General features: G+C 36.5%; 28 protein-coding genes and 1 pseudogene. 12 read left to right on the forward strand and 17 right to left on the reverse strand.

Going from position 1 to position 24,983, the window contains the following annotated elements; genetic code table 11:
* Window positions 1-77 precede the first annotated feature (77 nt).
* Together H6F47_RS05635 and ilvN are read right to left on the reverse strand one after the other, a co-directional pair.
* Complete coding sequence (locus H6F47_RS05635; protein WP_190648011.1) at window positions 78-845, reverse strand: Uma2 family endonuclease; 768 nt, start codon at window positions 843-845, stop codon at window positions 78-80.
* A 162-nt stretch (window positions 846-1,007) separates the two neighbouring features.
* Window positions 1,008-1,526 (reverse strand): acetolactate synthase small subunit, encoded by a 519-nt coding sequence (gene ilvN, locus H6F47_RS05640; protein ID WP_137667831.1) that lies wholly within the window; start codon window positions 1,524-1,526, stop codon window positions 1,008-1,010.
* A gap of 383 nt (window positions 1,527-1,909) precedes the next feature.
* Between ilvN and H6F47_RS05645 the strand changes: the two genes are divergently transcribed.
* Window positions 1,910-2,248: a BON domain-containing protein gene (locus H6F47_RS05645; RefSeq protein WP_137667832.1), complete on the forward strand. Its 339-nt coding sequence runs from the start codon at window positions 1,910-1,912 to the stop codon at window positions 2,246-2,248.
* Here the strand turns inward: H6F47_RS05645 and H6F47_RS05650 are convergent.
* Complete coding sequence (locus H6F47_RS05650) at window positions 2,161-2,337, reverse strand: hypothetical protein (protein ID WP_190648012.1); 177 nt, start codon at window positions 2,335-2,337, stop codon at window positions 2,161-2,163. The two genes, H6F47_RS05645 and H6F47_RS05650, sit on opposite strands and share 88 nt — an antisense overlap.
* 29 nt (window positions 2,338-2,366) lie before the next feature.
* Window positions 2,367-3,284, reverse strand: coding sequence for an alpha/beta fold hydrolase (locus tag H6F47_RS05655; RefSeq protein ID WP_190648014.1), 918 nt, complete (start codon window positions 3,282-3,284; stop codon window positions 2,367-2,369).
* 240 nt (window positions 3,285-3,524) lie between these two features.
* Here H6F47_RS05655 and infC point away from each other — a divergent pair, with 240 nt between their 5' ends.
* Window positions 3,525-4,058, forward strand: coding sequence for a translation initiation factor IF-3 (gene infC / locus H6F47_RS05660; protein ID WP_096566105.1), 534 nt, complete (start codon window positions 3,525-3,527; stop codon window positions 4,056-4,058).
* A gap of 545 nt (window positions 4,059-4,603) precedes the next feature.
* Window positions 4,604-4,876 (forward strand): annotated as a pseudogene (locus H6F47_RS05665) (hypothetical protein); the annotation flags it as partial.
* A 63-nt stretch (window positions 4,877-4,939) separates the two neighbouring features.
* Here the strand turns inward: H6F47_RS05665 and H6F47_RS05670 are convergent.
* The gene (locus H6F47_RS05670) at window positions 4,940-5,338 is read right to left on the reverse strand and encodes a hypothetical protein (RefSeq protein WP_096566107.1); all 399 of its coding nucleotides are present in this window, start codon (window positions 5,336-5,338) and stop codon (window positions 4,940-4,942) included.
* Window positions 5,339-5,864: 526 nt separating this feature from the next.
* Between H6F47_RS05670 and H6F47_RS05675 the strand changes: the two genes are divergently transcribed.
* Window positions 5,865-6,293 (forward strand): hypothetical protein, encoded by a 429-nt coding sequence (locus H6F47_RS05675; protein ID WP_096566108.1) that lies wholly within the window; start codon window positions 5,865-5,867, stop codon window positions 6,291-6,293.
* Between the two features lie 211 nt (window positions 6,294-6,504).
* Here H6F47_RS05675 and H6F47_RS05680 read toward each other — a convergent pair whose 3' ends face one another.
* The 4 genes from H6F47_RS05680 to H6F47_RS05695 all read right to left on the reverse strand — a co-directional run bounded on the left by H6F47_RS05680 (window position 6,505) and on the right by H6F47_RS05695 (window position 12,164).
* Window positions 6,505-6,822, reverse strand: a complete 318-nt coding sequence (locus H6F47_RS05680) for a muconolactone Delta-isomerase family protein (RefSeq protein WP_096566112.1) — start codon at window positions 6,820-6,822, stop codon at window positions 6,505-6,507.
* 80 nt (window positions 6,823-6,902) lie between these two features.
* Complete coding sequence (locus H6F47_RS05685; protein WP_137668192.1) at window positions 6,903-7,814, reverse strand: DUF4435 domain-containing protein; 912 nt, start codon at window positions 7,812-7,814, stop codon at window positions 6,903-6,905.
* Window positions 7,815-9,065, reverse strand: a complete 1,251-nt coding sequence (locus H6F47_RS05690) for an AAA family ATPase (protein ID WP_137668191.1) — start codon at window positions 9,063-9,065, stop codon at window positions 7,815-7,817.
* Between the two features lie 117 nt (window positions 9,066-9,182).
* A complete protein-coding gene (locus H6F47_RS05695; RefSeq protein WP_137668190.1) occupies window positions 9,183-12,164 on the reverse strand; it encodes a UPF0182 family protein in 2,982 nt (993 codons plus the stop codon).
* 507 nt (window positions 12,165-12,671) lie between these two features.
* Here H6F47_RS05695 and H6F47_RS05700 point away from each other — a divergent pair.
* Entirely contained in the window at window positions 12,672-12,917 is a 246-nt protein-coding gene (locus H6F47_RS05700) for a hypothetical protein (protein ID WP_137668189.1), read from the forward strand.
* Window positions 12,914-13,318, forward strand: coding sequence for a type II toxin-antitoxin system VapC family toxin (locus H6F47_RS05705; RefSeq protein WP_307722528.1), 405 nt, complete (start codon window positions 12,914-12,916; stop codon window positions 13,316-13,318). Before H6F47_RS05700 ends, H6F47_RS05705 begins: the two co-directional genes overlap by 4 nt.
* A gap of 46 nt (window positions 13,319-13,364) precedes the next feature.
* On the opposite strand, the gene H6F47_RS05710 is transcribed toward H6F47_RS05705, so the two are convergent.
* A complete protein-coding gene (locus H6F47_RS05710; RefSeq protein ID WP_137668188.1) occupies window positions 13,365-14,831 on the reverse strand; it encodes a cobyrinate a,c-diamide synthase in 1,467 nt (488 codons plus the stop codon).
* Window positions 14,832-15,211: 380 nt separating this feature from the next.
* Here H6F47_RS05710 and H6F47_RS05715 point away from each other — a divergent pair, with 380 nt between their 5' ends.
* The 3 genes from H6F47_RS05715 to H6F47_RS05725 are packed head-to-tail and all read left to right on the forward strand — an operon-like array spanning window position 15,212 to window position 17,918.
* Window positions 15,212-16,057, forward strand: coding sequence for a polysaccharide deacetylase family protein (locus H6F47_RS05715; protein ID WP_206755136.1), 846 nt, complete (start codon window positions 15,212-15,214; stop codon window positions 16,055-16,057).
* Window positions 16,044-17,759, forward strand: a complete 1,716-nt coding sequence (locus tag H6F47_RS05720; RefSeq protein ID WP_190648018.1) for a glycosyltransferase family 39 protein — start codon at window positions 16,044-16,046, stop codon at window positions 17,757-17,759. Before H6F47_RS05715 ends, H6F47_RS05720 begins: the two co-directional genes overlap by 14 nt.
* 6 nt (window positions 17,760-17,765) lie before the next feature.
* A complete protein-coding gene (locus H6F47_RS05725; protein WP_190347834.1) occupies window positions 17,766-17,918 on the forward strand; it encodes a hypothetical protein in 153 nt (50 codons plus the stop codon).
* A gap of 58 nt (window positions 17,919-17,976) precedes the next feature.
* Here H6F47_RS05725 and H6F47_RS05730 read toward each other — a convergent pair whose 3' ends face one another.
* Window positions 17,977-18,954, reverse strand: a complete 978-nt coding sequence (locus H6F47_RS05730) for a carbohydrate kinase (RefSeq protein ID WP_190648020.1) — start codon at window positions 18,952-18,954, stop codon at window positions 17,977-17,979.
* A gap of 347 nt (window positions 18,955-19,301) precedes the next feature.
* On the opposite strand from H6F47_RS05730, the gene H6F47_RS05735 reads away from it, so the two are divergent.
* Both H6F47_RS05735 and H6F47_RS05740 read left to right on the forward strand, forming a co-directional pair.
* Window positions 19,302-19,577, forward strand: coding sequence for a response regulator transcription factor (locus H6F47_RS05735; protein WP_190648022.1), 276 nt, complete (start codon window positions 19,302-19,304; stop codon window positions 19,575-19,577).
* Window positions 19,578-20,092: 515 nt separating this feature from the next.
* Entirely contained in the window at window positions 20,093-20,761 is a 669-nt protein-coding gene (locus H6F47_RS05740) for a DUF6391 domain-containing protein (RefSeq protein ID WP_190648024.1), read from the forward strand.
* Here H6F47_RS05740 and H6F47_RS05745 read toward each other — a convergent pair.
* Complete coding sequence (locus H6F47_RS05745) at window positions 20,642-20,953, reverse strand: hypothetical protein (protein ID WP_190648025.1); 312 nt, start codon at window positions 20,951-20,953, stop codon at window positions 20,642-20,644. The two genes, H6F47_RS05740 and H6F47_RS05745, sit on opposite strands and share 120 nt — an antisense overlap.
* A 126-nt stretch (window positions 20,954-21,079) precedes the next feature.
* On the opposite strand from H6F47_RS05745, the gene H6F47_RS05750 reads away from it, so the two are divergent.
* Complete coding sequence (locus H6F47_RS05750; protein WP_137668737.1) at window positions 21,080-22,081, forward strand: glycosyltransferase; 1,002 nt, start codon at window positions 21,080-21,082, stop codon at window positions 22,079-22,081.
* A gap of 1,150 nt (window positions 22,082-23,231) precedes the next feature.
* On the opposite strand, the gene H6F47_RS05760 is transcribed toward H6F47_RS05750, so the two are convergent.
* From H6F47_RS05760 to H6F47_RS05780, 5 genes are all read right to left on the reverse strand, one after another.
* A complete protein-coding gene (locus H6F47_RS05760; protein WP_190347824.1) occupies window positions 23,232-23,420 on the reverse strand; it encodes a hypothetical protein in 189 nt (62 codons plus the stop codon).
* Window positions 23,417-23,671: a hypothetical protein gene (locus tag H6F47_RS05765; RefSeq protein ID WP_137668745.1), complete on the reverse strand. Its 255-nt coding sequence runs from the start codon at window positions 23,669-23,671 to the stop codon at window positions 23,417-23,419. Before H6F47_RS05765 ends, H6F47_RS05760 begins: the two co-directional genes overlap by 4 nt.
* 181 nt (window positions 23,672-23,852) lie before the next feature.
* Window positions 23,853-24,143: a nucleotidyltransferase family protein gene (locus H6F47_RS05770; protein ID WP_137668746.1), complete on the reverse strand. Its 291-nt coding sequence runs from the start codon at window positions 24,141-24,143 to the stop codon at window positions 23,853-23,855.
* Between the two features lie 32 nt (window positions 24,144-24,175).
* A complete protein-coding gene (locus H6F47_RS05775) occupies window positions 24,176-24,574 on the reverse strand; it encodes a PIN domain-containing protein (RefSeq protein WP_137668747.1) in 399 nt (132 codons plus the stop codon).
* A complete protein-coding gene (locus tag H6F47_RS05780; protein ID WP_137668748.1) occupies window positions 24,562-24,768 on the reverse strand; it encodes a hypothetical protein in 207 nt (68 codons plus the stop codon). Before H6F47_RS05780 ends, H6F47_RS05775 begins: the two co-directional genes overlap by 13 nt.
* Window positions 24,769-24,983 lie beyond the last annotated feature (215 nt).

Genomic DNA, 24,983 nt, shown 5'->3' on the forward strand with positions numbered 1-24,983 from the left:
ATGAATAATATCACATATATCCCCAACTTCTCAAAGAAATCGGGGATTTAAAAATTGCGTCTTTGCGTGAGGTATATTCAAACCTCATCCGGGTTAACCCCCAACTCCCGCAACCGTTCCGCTAAACGTGCCGCTTTTTGCTGTTCCTGTTCCAACTGAGACGTTAACTGCTGGGTTTCCGTAGTTAGCTGTACACATTTTTCCCCACTATGTAACAACAAGTTCCCCTGTAAATCCCACCAGCGCAACCAGGGAGCTTGCATATTATTATACTGTCCTTCCCAAATTCCCAACTCTACACCTAACGGTAAAATCGGATAATGCCCCCTTTCATTAGCTGGTAATAATTCATAACGTCCATTCACTAAATGATACACTTCGACACTGGCTTTCTGGACTTCATAAATACCATAAAACGGTACTCTAATTGCTTGTTCATACACCCAAAACTTACCATTAAAAGGTGTTTTATCCCTTTCTTCTGTACCATCCCCAGACACAAATTCTAAAACTATCAAAGGTGCTATATATTCCTGCCACAATACGTAGGAACGGCGGAATTTACCGTTTAACATTGGTGGTACATTAGCTACATAAAACCAATCTGGTGCTTCCGCGCCTTTTTCCAGTGGTTCGGTTAAACGCCAATAAATACCGCAGTCTTGACCGATCGCATATTGTCCATCAGGATGTATTTTTTGCAAGGTGCTATTGATGGAGTCTGTTAGTAAGATGCTTTGGGGATGTTCTTGAAAATTTTTCACAAATGTTCCATCCGACTCTGGTAACTCAGTGTGGTCGGGAAGATGGGTAATATCTATGTCAGCAGGTTTCGCAAGAGTCATAAAACTGGGAATAGGGGTTAAAGACTCGATCGCCTCTATTGTAGTTAAATATTATGATATGGATGGACGATCGCCTTTTTTTAGGATGGCGCGTGATAACTGATAGCTGACAACTGACAACTGACAACTGATAACTGATAACTGATAACTGATAGCTGAAAACTAAACCTTTGCTTCCAAAGACTTCAGTAGCTCAGTATTAACACCAGATTCACGAGTTAAAGAAATCTTACCCGTGCGGGCAATTTCCCTTAAACCAAACTTTTGCAACACTTGGACGATCGCCACCATCTTCCCCGGATCTCCCACCACTTCCAAAGTCAGAGAATCTTCCGCTACATCCACAACCCTAGCGCGGAAAATCTGAGCCAGTTCCACCACCTCAGAACGGTTGCTGCTGGTAGCATTCACCTTTAAAAGCATCAATTCCCTTTCTACACAAGGTGTCTCAGTAACATCCTGTACTTTCAGGACATTAACTAATTTATATAACTGCTTTGTGAGTTGTTCAATCACGCGATCGTCACCAGGTACAACCATCGTAATTCGGGAAACTCCACCCTGTTCAGCAGGACCGACAGCAAGGCTTTCTATATTAAAGCCACGACGGGCAAATAAACTAGAAATACGGGACAAAACCCCCGCTTCATCTTCAACAAGTACAGAAAGAGTATGTTTCATCTTCGCCAACACAGGCTAGGGAGTATAAAGAGATAAATGTAACATCAGCCATATCTCAGGGCTGCTTTAGACTGACTACGAAATAAAATTTTCGGTCTAAACCCTTATTTTAATACGCTTGTGACTCCTATCTAAATCAGGATTTCCAGGATTTAAAAGTGATTCTTTCTCGTTCCCATACTCTGTATGGGAATGAATGTAAGAAGGCTCTGCCTTCTATTAAATCAGAGTCAGAGACTCAATGACAGCATTCCCAGTCTGAGACTGGGAACGAGATTAAACGAGATTAAAACTACTGCAAATCTTAGCAGAGATAGATGTTACTGGCTTTTTAAAGTTTTATACTGATATGTGAGAACCACTTTACCAGGAGAAAATCGTTTATGAGTTGGTTAAAAAGACTGTTTGGAATGGAAAAACCAGAAAACGCAAAAGTAAACCCAACTCCACAAGCAGCAGCTACCGCTGACAAAATCCCTCCAGAACGTATAGGATTAAATGGCGAATATGATCAAAGCGGTTTAGCTAAAAGAGTCGCATTAGCCTTTGATCAAGATTCAGAACTTGCAGATTGCGATCGCCTCTGGGTAGCTCAACTAGGTAGCACCGTGGTATTAAAAGGTGAAGTTCCCAGTCAGAAAATTCTCAACAAAATGGTTTCTGTCGCTCGTTCCGTTAATGGTGCTACTAATGTAACCTCTGAGCAAGTTAAAGTTGGGTAATTGGTGATTGGTGATTGGTGACTGGGGACTGGTGACTGGTGATTGGTGACTGGTGACTGGTGACTGGTGACTGGTGACTGGGTAATCAATTTTATTTTTCCCTATCAACTATCAACTATCACCTATTCCCCATTCCCCATTCCCTAATCCAATTTAAAATTACCTCATTCACCTTTTCCGGTGCTTCATCATGGGGACAGTGACCTACATCTTCTAAATACAAAACTTCTAATTTTTCATTGTATTTAGCAAACTCACTGGCCAAGTTTGGGGGAACAAATTTATCTTTTCGCCCCCAAATCAATAACATAGGAATTGTTAAGTTTGGTAATATTTCCTTGACACTAGGACTAAATTCTGCACCTATAGAAGATTTAAACAAAGCAATAAAAGCACGGGTAGAGCCTCTGTCCTGTGGAGGTCCTGCTAAAATATCTATCAATTCATCCGTAATGGCTTCGGGGTTTGTATAGGCAAGACCAGCCCAACGTTTTAATACTTCTGGTTTACGCACAAAATTAAACAGAGGTTTCAGCAGTAAAGGCGAAGCAATCATACTTTTCATACCCCTAACCACTGGATGTAAAAAAGCAGGAAGGGCTTCTTGTTCCAAAGTGGGATCAGGTAAACTCATCATCACCACACCCGCTACCATATCAGGATAGGTAGCAGCCGCAACTAAGCTGATTAAAGAACCAACAGAATTACCTATTAATACCACTGGTTGACGGATAAATGCCTGCCAAAAGTCATAAACCTGTTCTACCCAAAGTTTGACACTGTAATTAGCCGGAGCTTTTTCAGAAGCACCAAAACCCAGCATATCTAAAGCGTAAACCGTATGATGTGTACCTAAAACTTCTAAATTATGTCGCCAATGACCAATGGAAGCACCAAAACCATGTAGTAAAATTAAAGGTGTGGTATTTTGGTAATTGTAAGTAGGCCGGATGTAGGTATAGCGAATTTGCCAACCTCTCCACAGCCAATCTCTTTGATTACCTAGCCGCTGCTGCCAAGATAACGTAGTAGTCACAAACTCTTTCCTGGAAAACTGTAATTTAAATTAACTATTGTAGGAAATCTGAACAAAGTTAGTAGAATAACAAATACAACAGATTAACCAAATGTTGTTTGAATTAGCTAACCTAAAGATATGCACTCATTTTTCCATTGTGAGTCATTTACGTATTTTGCCTTTATTGGCATAGCAAATAAAACTAAGTAAACCAAAGCCAAGCCAAATCCTTAACTAAAAAAGCTCCCAAAAATCATAATGCCTGTGATTGAGAAAAAAAGAACTCGCGATCTGCCCCAAATTAACGAACGCATTCGCTTCCCGAAAATTCGAGTCATTGACACTGATGGCGGCCAATTAGGAATTATGCCGCCCCATGAAGCACTAAAGTTAGCAGAAGAAAAAGAACTAGACTTAGTGCTACTCAGTGACAAAGCCGACCCGCCGGTATGTCGAATCATGGACTACGGGAAATATAAGTTTGAGCAGGAGAAAAAGGCGCGGGAAGCCCGGAAGAAGCAGCACACGGCTGACGTGAAGGAAGTAAAGATGCGCTATAAGATTGAAGAACACGACTATAATGTGCGCGTCAAGCAAGCTGAACGCTTCCTCAAAGATGGTGATAAAGTCAAAGCTACTGTGATGTTCCGGGGTCGAGAAATCCAACACAGTGACTTAGCAGAGGATTTGCTAAAACGGATGGCTACAGATTTAGAACCGTTTGGTGAAGTACAGCAAGCGCCAAAGAAAGAAGGGCGAAATATGATGATGCTAATTTCACCCAAGAAGTAATCATTCCTGGATTGTAAGGTGTAGAGGAGGCAGGGGAGGCAGGGGAGGCAGGGGAAGCAGGGGAGGAAAGAGAAGTTAATAACCCAGTCCCCAGTCCCCAGCGATGCACTGAGCTTGTCGAAGTGTCCCCAGTCCCCAATCACCAATCACCAAACTGTAAATTTATTTCAAAATGATAGTCCTGACTGCTGAGTGGGAAAAATAATACTCAGTTGTTCAGGACTTTTACTATTTAGTAACTGCTGTTACTGTTATCCTAAATACTTAGGGTTTGCTGATAGCGTAGCGTGGCGTTAGCCATATAAATCCGAAAACTTTACAGGTTTTGACTTGTACTGAGCGACTTGTACTGAGCCTGTCCTGAGCCTGTCCTGAGCCTGTCCTGAGCCTGTCCTGAGCCTGTCCTGAGCGGTGTCGAAGGGCGGTGTCGAAGGGCGGTGTCGAAGGGCGGTGTCGAAGGGCGGTGTCGAAGTAAGTCGAAGTGCTTTCAAAAAGTGCATCGCACCAGGGATGGTGATGCCATTATTTCTATTGAGCTTGTCCGTAAACTTATCAACCAGGGAAATTTGCTCTCTGACTGGTGTTTAGCTTGCTGTTTTCATTTTGCTCAAGCTGCTTACGTGCGACTGACAACGACGGAAATTTTGACAAATTTGCGCCATCCTACAGGTTTTGTCAGAGAAGCAGTGATTTCATACTTGAGTGTGGTTTCCCAGCGAGTGCTGCAAGAAATTCTACCCCATTTGCAAACAGACCCCCATCCACTTGTGGCCGCTCAAGTCAAGAAGTTAATAGCAAAATATAACAAGAGTCAGTAGTTAGGAGGCAGGAGGCAGGAGGAAATAAGTAGGGTTTGCGGAAAAAGTCAAAGACTTTTCACCCTATCTAAATAGTTTGTTTGGTGTAAATTTTCCTTTTTTGGGGCAGTATTCAGAACAATTCATAGCTTCTTCTGTGAGAACTATATCAGGTCTCACTGCACACTTCAAATAATGGTTATTTGAGAAAAATTTACAGTTTTTACAGGGAACTTGATGTAAACCATTGACACTAAAAGCTATTTTATTGTCTGCATGAGAACGAAGTTTTTGGACAATAAACAGAAAAATTGCCCAAATAAATACAAAGCTGAGTGGACTTAAAGCTATTGCTAAATCGGAGATGTTTAATCCTTCCTGTTGCGCGTATTCCGGTTGACTTTCGGTTTGTGTTAAACCATGAAAGGTTTTATTTAACGCTACCTTATCTACCTGATGTTGTAATATGTCTTCAATATACATATTATTTACCTGCTCTATATAATACGCTTTCTCAGCAATTTGTGAAAAATTAGATTATTTATTTCAATTATAGGTGTAACAAAATAAAACCTTGGCTATCTCTGTCGATAGGTTTGCTTGTAAATATCTGAATGTATATCCAAGGTAAGAAATTGACAAAAATTACAAATTAATGCAGCCGTAGGGACAGAGTGTTAAAATAATTCTGGGGATAGAGGAATAATGTCAAAAATTGTCTATTTGAATTAGACAAATAATCTCTTGGTCAATTAAATTGATGTTAAAATAATTAGGGCTTGCTGAATAAACCTAAAACCTTGATATATCAAAGGTTAGAGGCTGATAAACACAGAAATTAGTGCAAGGGTTTTGAAGGGTATACCGGAAAAAGTGTGCATTTTTTGGGATTTCAAGAGATGGCAAAGAAATTTTCAAATCTCCTCCTGACTCCTGACTCCTGACTCCTGACTCCTATGCCCTCACGGAAAGACTTTCTCAGCAACCCCTAATTATAGGATCGGGAAATATGAACTTGCTGTTTTTCCAAAGGATTCCTGTAACTGCATTAGTATTACTTTGGCTGGCTTACAATCTGCTAGGATGGTATTTAGCAGCGCATCAGATTGTTTGGTTAGTAGGAGCTTTTGTGGCGGCGATCGCTATAGCTATAGTCAGAAAAAGTAATTCTTGGTTAGAAAATCTTTTAGTTTTTGGTTCTCAAACTTTAGTTGTCGTCTTGGTTCTCAGTGCATCCATCGCTTTAATAGCAATTTGGTCAATTTTATTCAGCATATTTCTTATCCCATTAGCAACCACGTTGTTAGCTGATTTAGAAATGCGTTTTTCTGGATTTAGCAAAACCTATTCTTTTTGGATTTTAACATTTATTGCTATCTCAGGTTTAGCTGTTGGTGAGATGATAGACATCCTCATTTTTCCCAGTATTAAATACTAAATTTGATAAGAAGTAGGGGCGAAGCATTCGGAAAATAACCTGGTCAGAAAATTGATAATTTGTTGCCCGAATGCTGATGCTTCCAGCACGCTTCGCGAACGCCCGTACAGGAGTCAGAATGTTTGCAAATTGTGGGTTTTATTCAACGCTTGCAAAATCTGACTACTGAAAGCTGATAGGTGACGGCTGAATGCTTACCTTTGCTTTATGTTTATTTTTTCTCTAACCGAGATTTTACATCTGCTGCAAAGTCTTCATATCTTCTCAAAGGAGTTACTTCTACTTGTACATTTTGACCCATTTTTTTCATGATAGGTAAATCTAAGAGAATTTGATCCAGTGTGTCAGGTGTGGGAACATCAACAATAACAATTACTCGACGAGTTCCCACACATTTCCACAAATCTACAACAATTCCTGCTTGCTTTGCTTGTAGTGCTGCATCTGCTTCTTCACTCCAAATGGTAAAGAGTTCTTGCTGTGTCATGTCGTCGGGGTATTCAACGTGAAAATCTAAGTGATATAGCATGATTAATTTTCCTAAATTTGGTTAATTACAATTAATAAAATACTATAGATTCAGGTTTCGCGCAAAGTGTTATGATAATTTTAATTCACAGAAGTTCTAAAAGATTCCAAATAACCTACTAGACAATCTGGGGTGTCCGCATATTGGGACAAATTAGAAATTAGTGTTGTTTCCCGCAAATTTAAGGTGATTTTTATTTTTTTAGTAAAATACTTGGGATTGCCTTTATTTGCTTCTTCAATTAGTTTTTGAATAACTTTGAATAAAAAATAAATCTCAAATTTACCTCTAAAACTTTTTTGATGTTCTTGTAAACCTAGGTGATTTTGCTTTAAGTCTAGTTCTTCTTGAGTAACAGTAATTGCTTTGGTAAATTGAGTATATAAATCATTAATGCTATAGTTACTTGTGATATTATCTAAATCTATCTGTACTAACTTGGAGATATCAAGACCAGATAACTTCAAATCTGTTCTTTTTTCTCGTTGACAAGCTATCCAAATATTTAAAAGTTCAACTGCATCATGAAATTCTTTCTGAAGTTTTATATAAAGGTTTTTACAGTTATTAAAATCAATATCTGATTCAGACAGCTTAAATTCACTTCTCAGAATTTCACAAAAACTATTAATAGATGTATAGAAATTTTCTATTGAGTAACAAGGAGTTTCATATATTCCAGTTATTTCTGTATTTTTTATTGATATATCAAAATCTCTGTCTATAAAGTATGCTGCTCTAACTTGAGAGTAAGTTTTGCGATTAGTAATAATTCGATGAATGTCTAAAACTCCTTGTTTTCCGTCACAACTAAAGTAAGAGTATTTTATTGGTCTGGCAATATTTCTGATTCTAATTCCATAATACTTCTTATCATCTTCACCTTCAAAGAAGCAGTATAGAGCAAATTCATCTTGTTTGTATTGTCGGGTAAATTCGGTAAATGCTACTACCGGTCTATTTCGAGCATTTCTAAGTTTAGCTACTGACATCTATTTTTCCGTGACAAAATCATCTAAGTCTATTGCATTTGTATCTAACTCATTATCAAAAATGAATGGTGAATGCGTGACAGCTAACAGCAGTTTACACTTACCTGATTTCAAGATATCAGGAAGTAATAATCTTTGCCATTCTAGAGAAAGAGAAAGCTCAGGTTCATCAAACAAAATTATGTATTCATCATCTGAGTCAAGATAAATTTTAGAAAACAAGGATATAATTTGTTTTTCACCAGAAGATAAATTTCTAATATCTATTGGTTGATGATTTTTTTCTTGAACTATCGAAATTTCTACACTTGTTTCATCATAGACAATACGTTTTTTATGTAGATATTTATTACAAACTTCGGCAAATTTTTTAATCGAATTATCTTTTTCTCTTTGTGGCTCATATAAGCCAAGCAGTTTAGATAAATAATAAACTAATTGATTATATTCGGGAGATTTTATTTTTCCTGAATTAACCAGTTCTTCTATTTTGTTTTTATCATTTTCAGGTATGTTATTTCCTATTTTATTTAATACTATATTTAAGGTTTCAGGTTGGATACTATCCCTCATTTCTTGAGTTGGTGTAGTAACTTCAACAAACTGAGTTAACATTTCACCATTTACTTTTGGTAATAATTCTAAAGTTGCATCTTTGATATTTTTTTCAATTCTATCAAATTTTGCAATTACATCGTCCATTCCAAACTGAATTAATCGCTCATCCTCTTTACCAAAATTTAATTCTTCATTACCTAAATTTTTTAGTTCTTCTTCAATCCTTCTATAAGTAGGGAAATATAATATTGATTCATGTAAATTTTCTCTAATATTTTTTTTAATATTGATTGAATTTTGCTCAATCATTGTTCTAGCAAAACCTTTTATAGTAGTAGCTGGTATTATAATATTTCCAGTAATATTTCCAGCCATACTAACATCTCTAAATGCTACAGAGTTAAATGTTTCAATTAAAGCAGAAGCAGTTAAATCACTTTTCTTAATTTCAACACTTACTCCAGATGCAAATTCAAGAACGACCGATTCAAAATCAATGGTAATTAATCTACTAAACTTACAAGATATTGAATAGTAAAGAGCATTTAAAATGGTAGTTTTACCAGAACCATTTTCAGCAATAAGAATAACAGCTTCTTTATCAAAAGGAATTTTCATATCCTTATAGCCGAATAAGCCATTGATAGAAAATGATTTCAAATTACTAAAATTAAGATGTTCACTTAACAGCATAATTATTGATTCTGACAATTTTTGACAATTTATAGCTGTGATTTTGAGACTATTTGTTGCTTAATTTATATAGTAACTCATCTTGATAAAAGAATGAATCACAACTTACAAATTATTTTAAACCGGTGGTATTCCTTCTTCTTCCACAGGACGAATAATAGCCGGCGCTGGTGTTATTTCTGGCTGAAAAATCGCCTGTAAAGCTTGTTCTAATGTCTGTGCCATGACAATGCGGTTTTCATAGGCAACAACTACCCTAACCAAAGTTGGTAAACTATTCTGGGTTGCTTCTAAATAAATTGGCTCAACATATAATAAAGATTGTTCAATGGGAACAATTAAAAGATTACCTTGTATTGCTCTTGATCCTTGACGATTCCATAATGAAATTTGTTGAGAAATTACTGGATCTTGGTTAATTCTAGCTTCTATTTGTTCTGGTCCATAAATTAAACGTTCTTTAGGAAAATTATAAAGCAGCAATTTACCGTAATTTTCTCCATCAGAACGCGCTGCTAACCAAGCAATTAAATTTGTTCTTTCTTTTGGTGTGTAAGGAAGCAATAAAATAAATTCTTCAAAAGGAACACCAGGAAGACTGGTAATTAAATAGTAAGGTTCAACTTGACGGGGTTCAGTTCCGTAAATTTCTTGGGGTATTTGCCATTGGTCTTCCCGGTTATAAAATACTTGAGGGTTAGTAATATGATAAATCATTAACCGCTCAGATTGAATTTTGAAAAAGTCTACCGGATAGCGAATATGACTAAGGAGATTAATAGGCATATTTGTTAGCGGTTGGAACATTTGCGGGAAAATTTTTGACCAAGCAATAATTAGCGGATCTTGAGGTTGAGCAACATAAAATCTGACAGTGCCGTTGTAAGCATCAATGACGATTTTAACAGAATTACGAATATAGTTAATACCGTCTTTATTTTGATCTGAGTAGGGATAATGACTGCTGGTAGTGTAAGCATCGACTATCCAATAAAGATAATTTTTTGCACCGGGAAATTGTTGATTTTTATCATCTGGGTTGGCATCAGCGGCAACTATATAAGGTTCACTATCAAATTGTAAAAAAGGGGCGATCGCTCTAATTCTTTGGTTAATATTTCGCCGGAATAATACCTTTGTTTCTGGTAGAGAGTCCCGTGTAAATATCATTTGCCAGTCTTTTAAATATGTGGCAAATAACCACCGTCTCCATAAAGAACCTATTGTAATTCCACCGCTGCCATCGTAGGTATTATAAACGTTATCACTACCACTGGGATAATCTAATTCTTTAACTCTTGTCCCAGTCATGACATGAGTATTAGAAATTTCTCCATAATAAATTCGTGGTTCACCAATAGGAATACTTTCCCGAATAGCTGCATTAGCAGTAGTTAAAGCTGCACCATTACCACTAATATCTTTGACAAAATATTCTGGTAAACCACCTGGTGCAACTGTATTTACTGGACTTATGGTAAAACCATAACCATGAGTGTAAATTAAATTGCGGTTTACCCATGTTTGTGCTTGTTGTGGGACAGCATTATAATCTAATTCTCTGGCGGCTATTAGTACCTGACGTTTTTCATTTGTTGGGGGTTCTTGTTGGTTAGTTTGGTTGCTGATAATGTAGCGATCAATATCGGCATCAGGAAACGCATAATAAGGACGAATTTGTTGTAATTGTCGGTTAGTTTTTAATAGTGGTTCTTGATCCCAAAGCCGAATATTGCGAATAGTTAAATCATTGGCTTTGATATCTGCTTGGGTTAATTTTCCTTGGGGATTAAAGGTTTGAGCATCTATGGCTTCTAAATCAAATGCTTGACGAGTGAGGGCGATAGTGCGTTGAATATAAGGTGTTTCTCTCTGTAATTCATTGGGTTGAACTATAAAAGATTGGATAACCGCAGGTACAATAAAATCACCTGCAATTACTAATAATAAATAAATACCTAAACCATAAATTACCCATTGATGATGTTGAGATTTGGGTTTCCAAAATAAAGTTTGCCATAATAAATAAAAGGCGATCGCCACAGCTAAAACACATAACATGGTATCAGCGGGCAACTGTATTTTAACATCAGTGAAACTAGCCCCAAAACTCACACCACGGGGAGAATAAACCAGTTCATAACGACTTAACCAAAAACCAAAGGCTATCACCAACATTAAACCGCCACCTAAGCCGAATAAATGACGTTTTTGTGTGGGCGAAAACCCAGGAAAAATGCTTTGACTGATACTGTCTCCTGATACAAGATAGCTGAGAGTAACAGCAAGAAAACTATATAAAAATAAACCTATCAGCCAAAAAGCCAACAGTTCCCAGACAGGAAGGGAAAAAATATAAAAGCTGATATCTTTGCCAAATAAAGGTTCAGTGCTATTGAAGGGGGTGGAGTGCAAATACAACAAGATTTTTTCCCATTGTTGAGATATTAACCACCCAAAACCGAGACTAAAAATAATAGCGATCGCCCACAGCAAAAACTGAGAATATATCAAAAGAGCGATCGCCATCACCACAGCTAATGCAAAATACCAAACTTGCGAAATAGTTCTAATGCTCAAGTTCCAAACTATCTCTGGTCTAAATAAGATAGTAAAAGGTGAATTAACCTGATTAATTTGTCCATTCCAGTAACTTAACGCAACTTGTCCATAATGGGTGAAAATTAACCCCACTAAAAAACTCAAGCTTAACGTTAGCGGTAACAACCAGAATAATTTAATTTGTGTGTTTCCTGTCGCAATCTGCGGAGTTTGATAGACTTGCTTATACTGCGGACTTAGAAAATTTGTTAGTTCCCTACTCAGTGTAGTTTTTTCAATTCTTGCTGGCTCAATTTTCAGGGACTGGGGATATTGCCAACGTTTTGCTAAAATTAAATTTCCCAGTAAATAGATCATACTCAAGCTAACAACACCCACCCATAAAGCACCTTGAGTTATTAACCGCACCATAAAAGTTGGCAAATAACCAACTTCTTGAAACCAAAAAATTTCCGCCCCTAAATGAGAAGCTAGATCCAAGATGAGCCACAAACCCAAGCAAACGATAATAACTCTAAAGCACCATTTGAAAAACATTGATTTTCTAAGGAATAGGGAATAGGGAATAGGGAATAGGGAATAGGGGAAATCAAAGTTCCACATTCAAGTCATTATATCAATAGTCATGGTAGTTTTTGTACGGAGATCCCGAAGGTTAGAAGCAAAAGCGCAAAGGAAGATAAAAAAATTATCAGTTCATCTTTGATGATAAAGCGATCGCTCCTCACTGTGCTGTTGGTGATAGTTCCTTGAGGGCGACATAGTGCAATACTACTCGGTTAAGCCTTTTTTGGGGCATTACCAAATTTCAAGGGTTTCAGCCTTATTTGTTTCGTTAACTGAGCAGTTTTTTGGTACAGTATTAAAAATTTTTCCATACTCATTTTTAATAGAGTAAACAATTAGCTTTAATCCATTTAATCTCTTCGATTACCTTCCAGTGCATTCCGAACTTCATCCTGTAATATTTAGCCATGAATGATTAAAAAATACTTTTCAAATAATTAGTAGTATAATAATCCAAGATACTAAGGAGTTAATTATATGCAAATAAGACTTAAATCAAAAGTTGATACACAAGGTAAATTATTGTTACAACTTCCCCAAGAATTAGCTAATCAAGAATTAGTAATAATTATTACTAATTCTTTTGAAGAAAAAATACCAACACCAGAAGAATTAGGATATCCTGCTGATTTTTTTGATAAAACTGCTGGAAAATGGGAAGGTGAATTTTTAGTTAGAGAAAATTTCGTTGATTGCGATCAAAGAGTTTGGGATATTGAATGATGATTTACTTATTAGATACTAATACCTGCATTCAATATTTAACAGGACGTAGTGAAAATGTAATTAATAAATTTAAAACCACTCATCGTGAAAATATTTGTTTGTGTGATGTTGTCAAAGCAGAATTATACTATGGAGCTTGTCGTAGCATAAAAAAAGAAAAAAATTTATCTTTATATGAATTCTTTTTCTCTCAATATATTAGTTTACCTTTTGATGGAAAAGCAGCTAAAATTTATGGTGAAATTCGTTCTCAATTATCAAAATTAGGTACTCCTATAGGTGCTTATGATTTTCAAATTGCTAGTATTGCATTAGCTAATAATCTTATTTTAGTAACTCATAATACTAGAGAATTTCAAAGAGTTGAAAATCTACAACTTGAAGATTGGGAAGTATAGTATTTGCGGTGATGTTAGTTTCTTTAGTTTCTTTGGTTTCATCAGACTAGATTATTTCAACCCTCAACACCTTGACATAACTAAATTTTAAACATTCTTGTAAAAACCTTTGGGGAATTTCTATACTTTCTCCCCAATGTTGATGAACATAAGAAGCATGAACATTAGGAATATTAGGTAAATTCCATCCTTCAAAACCTGTATTTTCTTCACAGTCATAACGATAGGTATCAAACAATGATTTTTGCGGGTTTGTAATTACATGAGAACGATGAAATTCATGTCCATAAATATTTGTACCCGCATTTAATAAAAAGCTATTTTCTAAAACCACTGCGCGACGATATCCTAAAGTTAATTTTTTATCCATTTGTGCAGATGTGGGTAATATTCCTACCATTGTCCAAGATTGATTTTCAAAATCAATAATATTTTCACACAAATACATTAAACCCCCACATTCAGCAATGGTGGGTATTCCTGATAAAATCGCTGTTTTTACTTCTTGAATAACTTTAATATTTGCTGCTAGTTCTTGTGCAAATACTTCAGGAAAACCACCACCAAAATACATTCCTTGAATATCTTTTGGTAATTGAGTATCTTTTAAAGGACTCCAAAATATTAATTCTGCTCCCAGTTTCTCTAATAAATCTAAGTTGTCTTGATAATAAAAATTAAAAGCTTGATCCCGTGCAACAGCAATTTTGATTTTTGATTTTTGATTTTCTTTTATTTCTCCGCTTTCTCTGTGTCTGTGCGGTTCGTTGATTTGAAAATTGGGAACATCTGAAGACAGAATTTCAGTTACTTGTAATAGTGGTAATAATTTTTCCCAATCAAAACAATGATCGCCTAAATCTGCAAGACGATGAATTACATCATCTAATTCTGGTAATTCTCCAGTAGGAACTAAACCCAGATGACGATCAGGAATAGTAATATTATCCTGTCTTCTGAGAACACCCAAAATAGGTAAGTTGAGAGTTTTCAAGGAATTTTTTAATAAAGATAAATGGCGATCGCTCCCTACTCTATTTAAGACTAATCCAGCAATTTTAACTCTCTGATCCAAACTACAATAACCATGTGCGATCGCTGCCACTGAACCAGACAAACGACTACAATCAATTACTAATATTACCGGGCTATCTAATAATCTGGCAACATGGGCTGTACTAGCAAAGTCCATTTGATGATTGCCATTTTCAGTTATATTGAAAGAATTACCAACACCATCAAATAAACCCATCACTCCCTCAACCAGAGTATATTCACATTCTTGGGAATGACGCTGAAAACATTTTTGAATATAACTTTCTGAAGTCAAAACCGCATCTAAATTTCGACAAGGACGACCAGTAACATACTGATGAAACATAGGATCAATATAATCTGGACCAACCTTAAAAGATTGTACTTTGACACCACGACGACACAAAGAGGCTAAAAGTGTGAGCGTCACCGTAGTTTTGCCCACTCCGCTGCGTTCTCCAGCAATAATCAAAGACATGAATTAGGTACAAGATAAAGGGAATATCACTTAATTGTATCTGATGATTATACCTGATATTCCGATCCAAAAAAGCTAACTCAAAGCATTTGGTTTTAAATTAATTTTGCCTGACTCCTGACTCCTGTACGGGCGAAGTAGGGGCGAAGCATTCGGAAAATAACCTGTGATCAAAATTGATAATTTATAGCCCGAATGCTTCGCCCTTACAGGAAAATAGCCTTGGACAAAAATTTATAATTAGTCGCCCGAATGCTTCGTCCCTACGACTCTTATGAAATTTAATCAAAGCCTAACTATAGACAAATTTACTGATAATCTGATATGCTTTCAATGTTAAAATTTTTGCTTAAACCGTAATAATACTTTTAGTTCAACCCTTGACTCAGAGATTTTCTTTCCTGCGTTTTGGCAAACATCGTCCATCGAAATTCAGATTTTCCCAATTATTGCCTCTGTTATTGATAGTGATAGCAGTTTACTGTTTTTTAGAATTGGCTTGGCCAAAGCGTTTCCTGCTTCCCGGCTTATTTGGAGAATCAGTATTTTGTATCAACACTCCTGATAAAGTTTTAGCATTGACATTTGACGACGGACCTGATCCAGTCTATACCAGAGCCATTTCTCAAACCCTTTTAGATTATCAAGCTCAGGGAACATTTTTTGTCTTGGGAAAACACAGTGCAAAGTATCCCCAAATTGTCAGAACTTTGGAAAAACAGGGACATGAAATAGCAAACCATACCTGGCATCATTACAATCTCAATAGTAAATTTAAAGATACTATTTCTAGAGAAATTAGGGAAACCGATATTTTAATTAGTCAATTAATCTCACGAGACAATGTTCACTTTAGACCCCCTTTTGGTCGTGCTGGTTTTGTTGTCACAAATGTTTTAAAGCAGATAAAAAAACCGATTATTTTTTGGGATGTAGATTTACAAGACTGGCGTGGTAAATCTGCCGCAGAGATGATGAAAATTTTTGAAAATAACTTTCATAATGGCTCAATCATTCTTTTACATGATTCTGATGGTGTAGCAAAAAAAGGAGTATATGCTAGTCGCCATAATACTGTAGAGGTAGTGGAGGAAATTTTGAAAGCTTATACTCCCCAGGGATATGAATTTGTGACTATATCAGAGTTGTTGAAGAGAGGAACTGTAGTTAAAGTACAAGAACGCTGTTTAAAACAATTTTCCAATAATAAAGATGGACGTGAATAATAGGCGCTCTACCGTTTCTGCTCCCTGGTTTCATTCTTTACTGCTGCTGATTTGGTTCGTTATTGGTGTAGGGTTACGTTTGACTAATTTAACCGCCAAACCGCCTTGGACTGATGAATTTGCGACTTTAGTATTTAGCTTGGGCAATAGTTTTTTACCAGTACCTTTAGATCAGGCGATCGCTCCTGATATTTTATTACAACCATTACAAATTAATCCCGCAGTTGGTACAGGAGATGTAATTAATAATCTTCTCACAGAGGATAATCACCCACCACTATATTTTGTCTTGGTTCATCTGTGGATGCGGCTATTTCCCCACCCTGAAGGTTTAGTATCTTTGTTTGCAGCACGTTCTTTTCCGGCTTTACTGGGTGCGGTTTCTATTCCCTGTGCTTATTTTTTAGGTAAATTAGCTTTTCGTTCTTCATTAGTAGGACAATTAGCGGCTGCAATGATGGCAGTCTCACCCTACGCAGTATTTTTAGCACAAGAAGCCCGTCATTATACTTTGGCTATGCTGTGGGTGATGCTTTCCCTGGCTTGTTTGGTAGTTGCTGTTCGTCACTTGGAAAAGCAAAAATTATTACCTTTGTGGTTAATTATTGCTTGGGTAGGAGTTAACGCCTTGGGTTTTGCTACTCATTTCTTTTTTGTGATCACTCTTGGCGCTGAAGCTGTAGCTTTGATTTTTGTGGCTTGGAAACAACAAACTCAGACAAAAACTTGGGTGTTGTTCTCTCCTGTGTGGTGGCGATTTTATTATGTAGTAGTTGGTACGGCTGTTGCTGGGTTGGTGTGGTTGCCTGGGAGGTTACAAAATCGCTACCTTGGCACTTTAACCGAGTGGATTAAAAGTGAACGGGTCGGACTGGGTTGGATTAGCCCCATTTTTCAAGCTTTAGGTACATGGATCACTATGATTTCCTTACTCCCAGTGGAAGCACCTGATTTAACGGTGGTTATTTTCTCTGGGTTGGTGATGTTAATTTTCTTTATTTGGGCAGTGCCAATTTTAATTCGGGGGATAAAAGTTCAATTGCAAAAACCGGAAATTGGTTCTATTACTCAGGTATTGATTGGGGTAGTGTTAGGGGCGATCGCTTTCTTTTTCTTCTTTACTTATTTCCTGGGTATTGATCTTACCAGGGGCGCTCGCTATAGTTTTGTTTACTTTCCAGCAGTAATAATTTTACTGGGTGCAAGTCTAGCAGTTTGTTATCAAAATCCCAACATCGGTAAATGGGGTATTAACGGCAAACAAGCTGTAATTCTGATTTGGGTAATGGGGTTAATCAGTGCTATTACAGTTACTTTTAATCTGGGTTATCGCAAATATTATCGCCCTGATTTATTTCTTCCTGTTATTGAACAAAATTCTTCAGTCCCGGTTCTCATTGCCACAACTCATAAAAGTTTAGTACAAACTGGGGAAATCATGGGTATAGCTTGGGAATTAAAATTCTCTGGTTTGCAAACTAATATTGAAAATACTCAATTTCTCCTCGCCCATCAAGCCCAAAACCCCAATACTTCTACTATAGCCCTAGAAAAGACTATCAAAGAATTACCACGACCTTTTGATTTATGGTTGGTTAATTTTCATGCTCCCATTAGTCAGGAAGTGGAAAAATGTCTGCTTGATGATCAAAAGTTGCCAGGAATATATGGGTATGAGTATGAATTGTATCACTGTAAATGAACTGTTATGGCAGAGCAGTTTCCCATCATTGAAGTTCCCCTAGATGCTTCTCAAGATATTGAGGATTTAGGAACAAAAGAAAAATTTTGGTTTTATCACCCAGATTTGGGGCGCTGTCTATTTTGGCAAGGCTTAATTTGTAAAGGGAATATCAGGTGATTGTATCTGATATTCCCCTAATTTTGGTTTTACTTCAATCAGTGAAAACTGTTGATTTTTAAAGTTTATGATCGGCTAAAAAAGCATCAACTTCTTCTGCTGTGGGTTGGGATGCGATCGCACCTGGTTTAATAGTAGTTAACGCCCCTACCGCACTAGAGTATGTAACAACTCGTTTTGCTGTTTCTGCATCTCTCAAACTATGAATACCCAACTTACTCAACTGATGGAGAAACCCAGCTAAAAAACTATCTCCTGCACCAGTGGTATCCACCACAGGTATAGAAAAAGCTGGTAATTTACCTTCATTCTCACCTAAACAATAAGCACAACCATTTTCGCCATCGGTGACTAAAACCCCTTCTAATGAGTTCAATCTGTAAGTAATTGCTCCAGGGTCTGTAGTATCAAACAACCATGATGCTTCCTCTTTTGTGAGTTTGAGAAAATCAAAACGTGGCAATAATGCTGCAATTTTTTGCTTTGCTAAATTAGCATCTTGCCAAAATACAGGTCGCCAATTCACATCTAAGATGATTTTCAAATCATATTGTTCCGCTAATTTCAATGCCTGATGAATAGCAGCCTCACTTTCAGGATAAGCTAATTCCAAAGTCCCCAACACCAAAAAATCAGCATCGTTAAACAGTGATTCTGGTATTTGTTTAGCTTGTAAGCGGGTGTCGGCAAATTCGCTAGTATCATATTTACCAAAACCAGCAAAAGAGCGATCGCCGGTCAAATCCCTGACTACATAAACTTGTCGCGTTGGTGCTGTCGGATGACGTTGCACACCCGTTGTATCTACACCTACATCTTGTAATAACTTCACCAGTGCATTACCTGGTTGATCTTCTCCTACAGCACCAATAAAACCTGCGGGCGTTCCCAGTTTAACTAAAGCACAAGCCACATTAGCTGGCGCTCCCCCTGGGTAGGGAGTCCAAGAATTGACTTCTTCCAGCTTTAGCCCCATTTGATCCGCTAAACAATCAAACAAAACTTCGCCTAGACACAAAACATGGGGATTACTCATATCATTTTCGATTTACGACTTGGGATTAGGAATATGTATAAAATGTATAAGCATCTTTATTCCTTTGTCTCCAGTTAACCATAAAATAGCAGTTTTTATCACTTTATATAGTACATAATGCTATAAAAACCCAAAATTTACCACTGAAGTAACACTGAATATTTACTGATGAATAGGTTATATTTTATAGAAATTTTGCTTTTAAGAAAATTAACCTTCAGATTAAATTCCCAGAAAATATTGACTTTAGTATTACTAGGAACATTTACAACGTCTAGCTCTGAGAGAATCTTTTAGAATTAGAAAGAGTGATTAAGTACATATACCAAGGGAGAAATAAATAAGCCATGGCTGCTAATGAGTCTGGGACCCCTGTTAGTCTGTCAGACAGAGAACTGCAAATTATCGACTTAGTGGCCGCAGGCTTAACTAACCAAGAGATTGCAGCAAAACTGGAGATTAGCAAACGTACAGTTGATAATCATATCAGCAACATTCTCAGCAAAACAAAGACAGATAACCGAGTCGCTTTGGTTCGCTGGGCTTTACAGTGGGGAAAGGTCTGTTTAAACGATGTGAATTGCTGTACATTACCTAACTACAATGATTCAAATGTGAGTTAGTTTATTAATATGAATCCCTGTGGATGCTGAAAAGTTCAACCATTTTGGATTTTCGATTTGGGTTAGCGAAGCGTAAGCAGCGCAGCGAGTATTTGAGATAGGTACAACCGACAAAGAGCGGGGTATTGAGCTTGCTTCTGAAGTACAAGTACCAAAACACCTCAATCAAAATCCAAAATCTAAAATCTAAAATCTAAAATCTAAAATTGGCAAGATCAATTTTGAGGTTTACAGATTGTTCTCCTCCTCACCTTTATTTTTCAGTGTGAACCTCTACCACAAGTTCCGTGACTTTATCTAGTAAAAGTTGATGCTCTGGGAATCAGCGAATTTTTGCGATCGGAACTGACATACATATCAGAATTTCTCGTTTGATTTAGGCCAAAGGGTTTAGCATTGCTAAACCCCTACTGACTCATGACTCCTGCTATTTTTCAACAAAAATTAGCAATAATCTAGTTGTACAAGCGTTACATTGGAAAGAAATCTATATTACTTTATCCGCTTGGGGGAAAATGAATACTCCAACTTCTTATGCAAATAGCTCATTTCCCTTTAACTTTTTTAATCTTGACTTGATAGCACCATCACCAAACCAAGATACCGACTTACTACAACAGCTATCTTTTGTACCCGGTTTACAAGAAATTCTCATGCTGCGTCAGGTTCACGCCCTAGAACACGCTACTGTTTGGGTTCTGAGTGAAATAAAAAGTGTTGATTCTTCTCCCAAACAGCCTACTCATGTACAGTTTGATAATGAATCATTAAGTGGTTTATCCACAGAACAGGGATTTTACCTTTATGGTGATGTAAATATCAGTTATTTACGGCGTGCAGTAACACTAGCTCAATATCGTCTTACCAACGGAGAATGGGATTTAGCGGTACATCCCCGTTGCGGTACAAATTTATCTGTAGCAATGTTGTTAACTGCTGGATTTGCTATGGGTGTGTCTGTGATGCTACCATTTAGACCTGTTGAGCAACTAGTAGGTTTAGGATTAGCTGCAACTACGGCTTCTGAACTTGCTCCAGATTTAGGTGCTTTCGTTCAACGTTATTTAACAACAGCTATCCCCTTTAACCTCGCAATTGAAAATATCATTCTTACACGGGACACTTGGGGACGTGAAGCGCATTTTGTTAAGGTAAAATGGCGGCAGGTGACTGGTGATTGGTGACTGGGGACTGGGGACTGGTGACTGGGGACTGGTGACTGGTGACTGGGGACTGGGAACTGGTGACTGGGAACTGGTGACTGGGGACTGGTGACTGGGGACTGGTGACTGGGGACTGGGGACTGGGGACTGGGGACTGGTGACTGGGGACTGGGGACTGGGTAATAAATTTGATGTTTCCCTATTAACTATCAACTATTACCAATTACCAATTACCAATTACCAATTACCAATTACCAATTACCAATTACCAATTACCAATTACCAATTACCAATTACCAACCTACAAAAATAATTGTAATTATCAAAACCAACTTCTATATGAGAAAACTGTACTTTTTAGTTCCAGGAACAGATGGAAAATTTGCTTGTGGTGGGCTTTGGGCAGAGTTAAAAACAGTTAATTTAGCTCAAAATATCTGTAGTGCAGAAGTTGTCACTTACCGACAAAGAGAAAAGGATAAGCTGTTTCTTGATGATATACTAAAAAATCAAAATTCACAGCAAAATTTAGATGATGTAATATTTGTGATTAGTTGGGGATTTGATATAGCTAACCTCGCACCTAAACTGCAAAAATATAATGTAGTTTATCATGCTCATAGTGCAGGTTATAATTTTAAACTTCCCTCCAGTATTCCGATTATTACAGTTAGCCGTAATACAATGGGATATTGGGGACAAAAAGCACCTAATAATTTAATTTATTATTTACCTAATCAAATCGCTGATGAATTTACAAATTTGCATTTAGATAGAGATATTGATGTTTTAGTGCAAGCGCGAAAATCTTCTGAATATTTAATTAAACAATTAATTCCTACATTACAACAAAAGTGTAAAGTTTTTGTTGTTGATTCTTATATTGAAGATTTACCAGGATTATTTAATAGAGCGAAAATTTACCTTTACGACTCTGCGGAATATTGGGCGCAACAGGGTGTAAGTGAAGGTTTTGGTTTGCAACCGATGGAAGCTTTAGCTTGTGGTTGTCAAGTTTTTTCTAGCGTTAACGGCGGGCTTTCTGATTATTTAGATCCGGGATTTAATTGTTATAAAATAGCTGGGTATTCTCTAGAATATGATGTACAACGTATTCTCAAAACTTTATCATCTCCAGTGGCTTTGACTTTACCCACAGAAGTTTTAGCAGAATACAGAACTGAAAATATTATCCAGCGATTCACAGTAATTTTGTCAGCAATAAATGAGTTTTTTGATCACAAAAAATATTACTCAGCTAATATTCAAGATATCACCCGAATGCGTTTAGCAAAATTATTTATACAGAGAGTACACAAGAAACTGATAAAATTTAAATAAAATTAAACAAGTAGATCAACCTGTAGATCAACCTGAAAAAACCAAATCAAAAAATATTCTATTAATTCTTATGGGGTAGATTCTTGTGGGGTAGGCATACTTCAACACGCTCAGTAGGGCTTGCTGAATAAACTCAAAACCTTGATAAATCAAGGGTTTCAGGTGGAAAATCAGGAAATCAGTGCAGGATTTTTCAGGGGTATACTCCTAAAAGCGTGCATTTTCCGGGTGAAATTTCAAAGAATTGGTTACTAACAGATCACCCAAAGTCTTGCCTATTCCCTATTCCCTGCCTTAACGAAGAGACTTTTTCAGCAAGCCCTAAATAGGGTTTGCTGAATAAACCTAAAACCTTGATATATCAAAGGTTAGAGGCTGATAAACACAGAAATTAGTGCAAGGGTTTTGAAGGGTATACCGGAAAAAGTGTGCATTTTTTGGGATTTCAAGAGACGGCAAAGAAATTTTCACATCTCCTCCTGACTCCTGACTCCTGACTCCTGACTCCTATGCCTTCACGGAAAGACTTTCTCAGCAACCCCTATTTAGGTGACAGGTGACAAAAAAGCAGATAAGCTGATGTGCAGCTAAACTGTATAATCAAAAAACCTGAAGTTACAGTAGCACAAGCATCTTGCTTGTATTAATTATTCAAGTTAAAGGCATAACAGCTTAAACGCAGATGTTTTTTTGATTCTTTCAATCCAGAAACCAATTTTCTATTTTCAGATTTTGAAACTCACTAAAATCTGCAACATTATTTGTTACTAAAATCAAATCATTTGTTTTTGCTATTGCTGCAATTTGTCCATCTGGATATGCAGGAGTTTTTCCTATTCCTACAAGTCGCGCTCTTTCGTTAGCAAACCATTCCGCAGCTACATCATCATAATGTAAGATGGGTATTTTGGGTTTAATTACCTGGTGTAAATAATTAGGGTTTGCTGAATAAACCTAAAACCTTGATATATCAAAGGTTAGAGGCTGATAAACACAGAAATTAGTGCAAGGGTTTGGAAGGGTATACCGGAAAAAGTGTGCATTTTTTGGGATTTCAAGACATGGCAAAGAAATTTTCCAATCTCCTCCTGACTCCTGACTCCTGACTCCTGACTCCTATGCCCTCACGGAAAGACTTTCTCAGCAACCCCTAATTAGTAATTTTATTTTTCTTTTTAGAATGTGGTAAACGATAGCAACCAAACAATAATTCATGCCATGTTACTGATGCCATAGCAATTTCTAATTCATATTTTACCATGTTTTGTAAAACTGCTTGATTGGGTTCTATCCTTAAAGGTTCAGAAATAATATTAGTATCTAATAAAAATCGAATCACCAAATTACCTCTCTTCCTGGATGATAATCACGAATATTTTCCCAAATTTCATCAGGGTTAATTTCTATTTTTTCTTCTATTAATTCTTCTCGAAATTTTGCTATACATTCACCAAGAGTTAATTTTTTAATTTGATTTTCATCAAAATTTGAATTTTTATTTTTCATGTTTTTAAGCATCATGATAAATTCTGCTATTTGCGTTTCTGTCATTGTTTCTATTTCTGCTAATAGTTCTTCTTTCAATGTCATGTTTTTAACTCCTGAAGCACATTTAATATTCTTTATTATATCATTCTTTGTCAGAATCAGGTGGTTATCGAGTTTCGACTACGCTCAACTACCGCGACTTGTACTGAGCGACTTGTACTGAGCGACTTAACGCAGAATTTTATCACAACTGATGACAATATCATCACAATACAGTTTTAAACTACGCGACATAAATTACATCCTTTTCTACTGAACTGATTACTTGAGGTTTTAACATTTTTTTAGTTACTAAATCAACGGATAAACCTAAGTTATCTTCTAGGAAAAATTTTAAATCCATATATTGATCAAAGGTAACTTGTCCTTGAAATTCTACTAATAAATCCAGATCACTGGTAGTTTTAGCTTCATCTCTTGCATAAGAACCAAATAAAGCTAAGGATGTGACACCATAACTTTTGATGTTAGTTAAATTTTCTTTGAGGAAATTAATTAAATTCTCTCTATTCATAATGATCATTTTTGGTCAGAATCAGGATGGTTTTACATCAGGTGATGATTAAGTTCGGGATATTTAGCAAATAATCCATCCATACTTGCCAGTTTTGCTCTATATTCTAAGGTAGTAGCAATGATTATTCGATCAAATGGATCTTTGTGAATAGGTGATAAATTAACTGCTCTAATTGCAATTTCTGGTGTAGTGGGAAATAAATCTATTTTAGCAGGTGTTAAAGCTCGCTGAATCCATTCCTGTGGAGAATAATTTAATTCTAATCTTCCACGTTGATGAGCAAGTGCTATTTCATAGCAGGAAAGAGGTGAAACTCCAATTGATTCTGCTAATTCAAATCTTTCAATCCAATGGGAGGGAAATCTATCAAAGTCACCATTGATTAACCATAACCAAATATGAGTATCAAGTACAATTATTTCAGACATTCCCAATCCTTTTCATCTACAATAGGACTAACAATATCACCTAATGTTTTAGCTTTACCTACCATATTCACAACTGGAAAACGCCGTTTAATTTCTGGTTTGGTTTTCATATTTTTAACCATTATTAACAATTCTGCTATTTGTTCTTCTGTCATGGTTTCTATTTCTGCTACCAGTTGTTCTTTAAATGTCATTTTTTTTAACTCCTGAGTTAAATATTTTTTATTATATCATTATTTGTCAGAATCAGGATGTCCAGGACACCCTTCGGTAAGTCAAAAGTCAAAAGTCAAAAGTCAGAATTTAAAGATATTATATCATTATTTAATCTATGTTTATCATCTTTTAGTAAACAAAATAAATCATCCTGTACATCCTTTAATCCTGGTTATCCTGATTCTGACAATAA

The organism is Sphaerospermopsis sp. FACHB-1094, assembly GCF_014696195.1.
GTDB classification, from domain to species: domain Bacteria; phylum Cyanobacteriota; class Cyanobacteriia; order Cyanobacteriales; family Nostocaceae; genus Sphaerospermopsis; species Sphaerospermopsis kisseleviana.

Excerpts from the sequence above, each read along its gene's own strand:
- H6F47_RS05635 (WP_190648011.1), bottom strand. The coding sequence starts at position 845 with ATGACTCTTGCGAAACCTGCTGACATAGATATTACCCATCTTCCCGAC.
- ilvN (WP_137667831.1), bottom strand. The coding sequence starts at position 1,526 with ATGAAACATACTCTTTCTGTACTTGTTGAAGATGAAGCGGGGGTTTTG.
- H6F47_RS05645 (WP_137667832.1), top strand. The coding sequence starts at position 1,910 with ATGAGTTGGTTAAAAAGACTGTTTGGAATGGAAAAACCAGAAAACGCA.
- infC (WP_096566105.1), top strand. The coding sequence starts at position 3,525 with ATGCCTGTGATTGAGAAAAAAAGAACTCGCGATCTGCCCCAAATTAAC.
- H6F47_RS05670 (WP_096566107.1), bottom strand. The coding sequence starts at position 5,338 with ATGTATATTGAAGACATATTACAACATCAGGTAGATAAGGTAGCGTTA.
- H6F47_RS05675 (WP_096566108.1), top strand. The coding sequence starts at position 5,865 with ATGAACTTGCTGTTTTTCCAAAGGATTCCTGTAACTGCATTAGTATTA.
- H6F47_RS05680 (WP_096566112.1), bottom strand. The coding sequence starts at position 6,822 with ATGCTATATCACTTAGATTTTCACGTTGAATACCCCGACGACATGACA.
- H6F47_RS05685 (WP_137668192.1), bottom strand. The coding sequence starts at position 7,814 with ATGTCAGTAGCTAAACTTAGAAATGCTCGAAATAGACCGGTAGTAGCA.
- H6F47_RS05690 (WP_137668191.1), bottom strand. The coding sequence starts at position 9,065 with ATGCTGTTAAGTGAACATCTTAATTTTAGTAATTTGAAATCATTTTCT.
- H6F47_RS05695 (WP_137668190.1), bottom strand. The coding sequence starts at position 12,164 with ATGTTTTTCAAATGGTGCTTTAGAGTTATTATCGTTTGCTTGGGTTTG.
- H6F47_RS05700 (WP_137668189.1), top strand. The coding sequence starts at position 12,672 with ATGCAAATAAGACTTAAATCAAAAGTTGATACACAAGGTAAATTATTG.
- H6F47_RS05705 (WP_307722528.1), top strand. The coding sequence starts at position 12,914 with ATGATGATTTACTTATTAGATACTAATACCTGCATTCAATATTTAACA.
- H6F47_RS05710 (WP_137668188.1), bottom strand. The coding sequence starts at position 14,831 with ATGTCTTTGATTATTGCTGGAGAACGCAGCGGAGTGGGCAAAACTACG.
- H6F47_RS05720 (WP_190648018.1), top strand. The coding sequence starts at position 16,044 with ATGGACGTGAATAATAGGCGCTCTACCGTTTCTGCTCCCTGGTTTCAT.
- H6F47_RS05725 (WP_190347834.1), top strand. The coding sequence starts at position 17,766 with ATGGCAGAGCAGTTTCCCATCATTGAAGTTCCCCTAGATGCTTCTCAA.
- H6F47_RS05730 (WP_190648020.1), bottom strand. The coding sequence starts at position 18,954 with ATGAGTAATCCCCATGTTTTGTGTCTAGGCGAAGTTTTGTTTGATTGT.
- H6F47_RS05735 (WP_190648022.1), top strand. The coding sequence starts at position 19,302 with ATGGCTGCTAATGAGTCTGGGACCCCTGTTAGTCTGTCAGACAGAGAA.
- H6F47_RS05740 (WP_190648024.1), top strand. The coding sequence starts at position 20,093 with ATGAATACTCCAACTTCTTATGCAAATAGCTCATTTCCCTTTAACTTT.
- H6F47_RS05750 (WP_137668737.1), top strand. The coding sequence starts at position 21,080 with ATGAGAAAACTGTACTTTTTAGTTCCAGGAACAGATGGAAAATTTGCT.
- H6F47_RS05765 (WP_137668745.1), bottom strand. The coding sequence starts at position 23,671 with ATGACATTGAAAGAAGAACTATTAGCAGAAATAGAAACAATGACAGAA.
- H6F47_RS05770 (WP_137668746.1), bottom strand. The coding sequence starts at position 24,143 with ATGAATAGAGAGAATTTAATTAATTTCCTCAAAGAAAATTTAACTAAC.
- H6F47_RS05775 (WP_137668747.1), bottom strand. The coding sequence starts at position 24,574 with ATGTCTGAAATAATTGTACTTGATACTCATATTTGGTTATGGTTAATC.
- H6F47_RS05780 (WP_137668748.1), bottom strand. The coding sequence starts at position 24,768 with ATGACATTTAAAGAACAACTGGTAGCAGAAATAGAAACCATGACAGAA.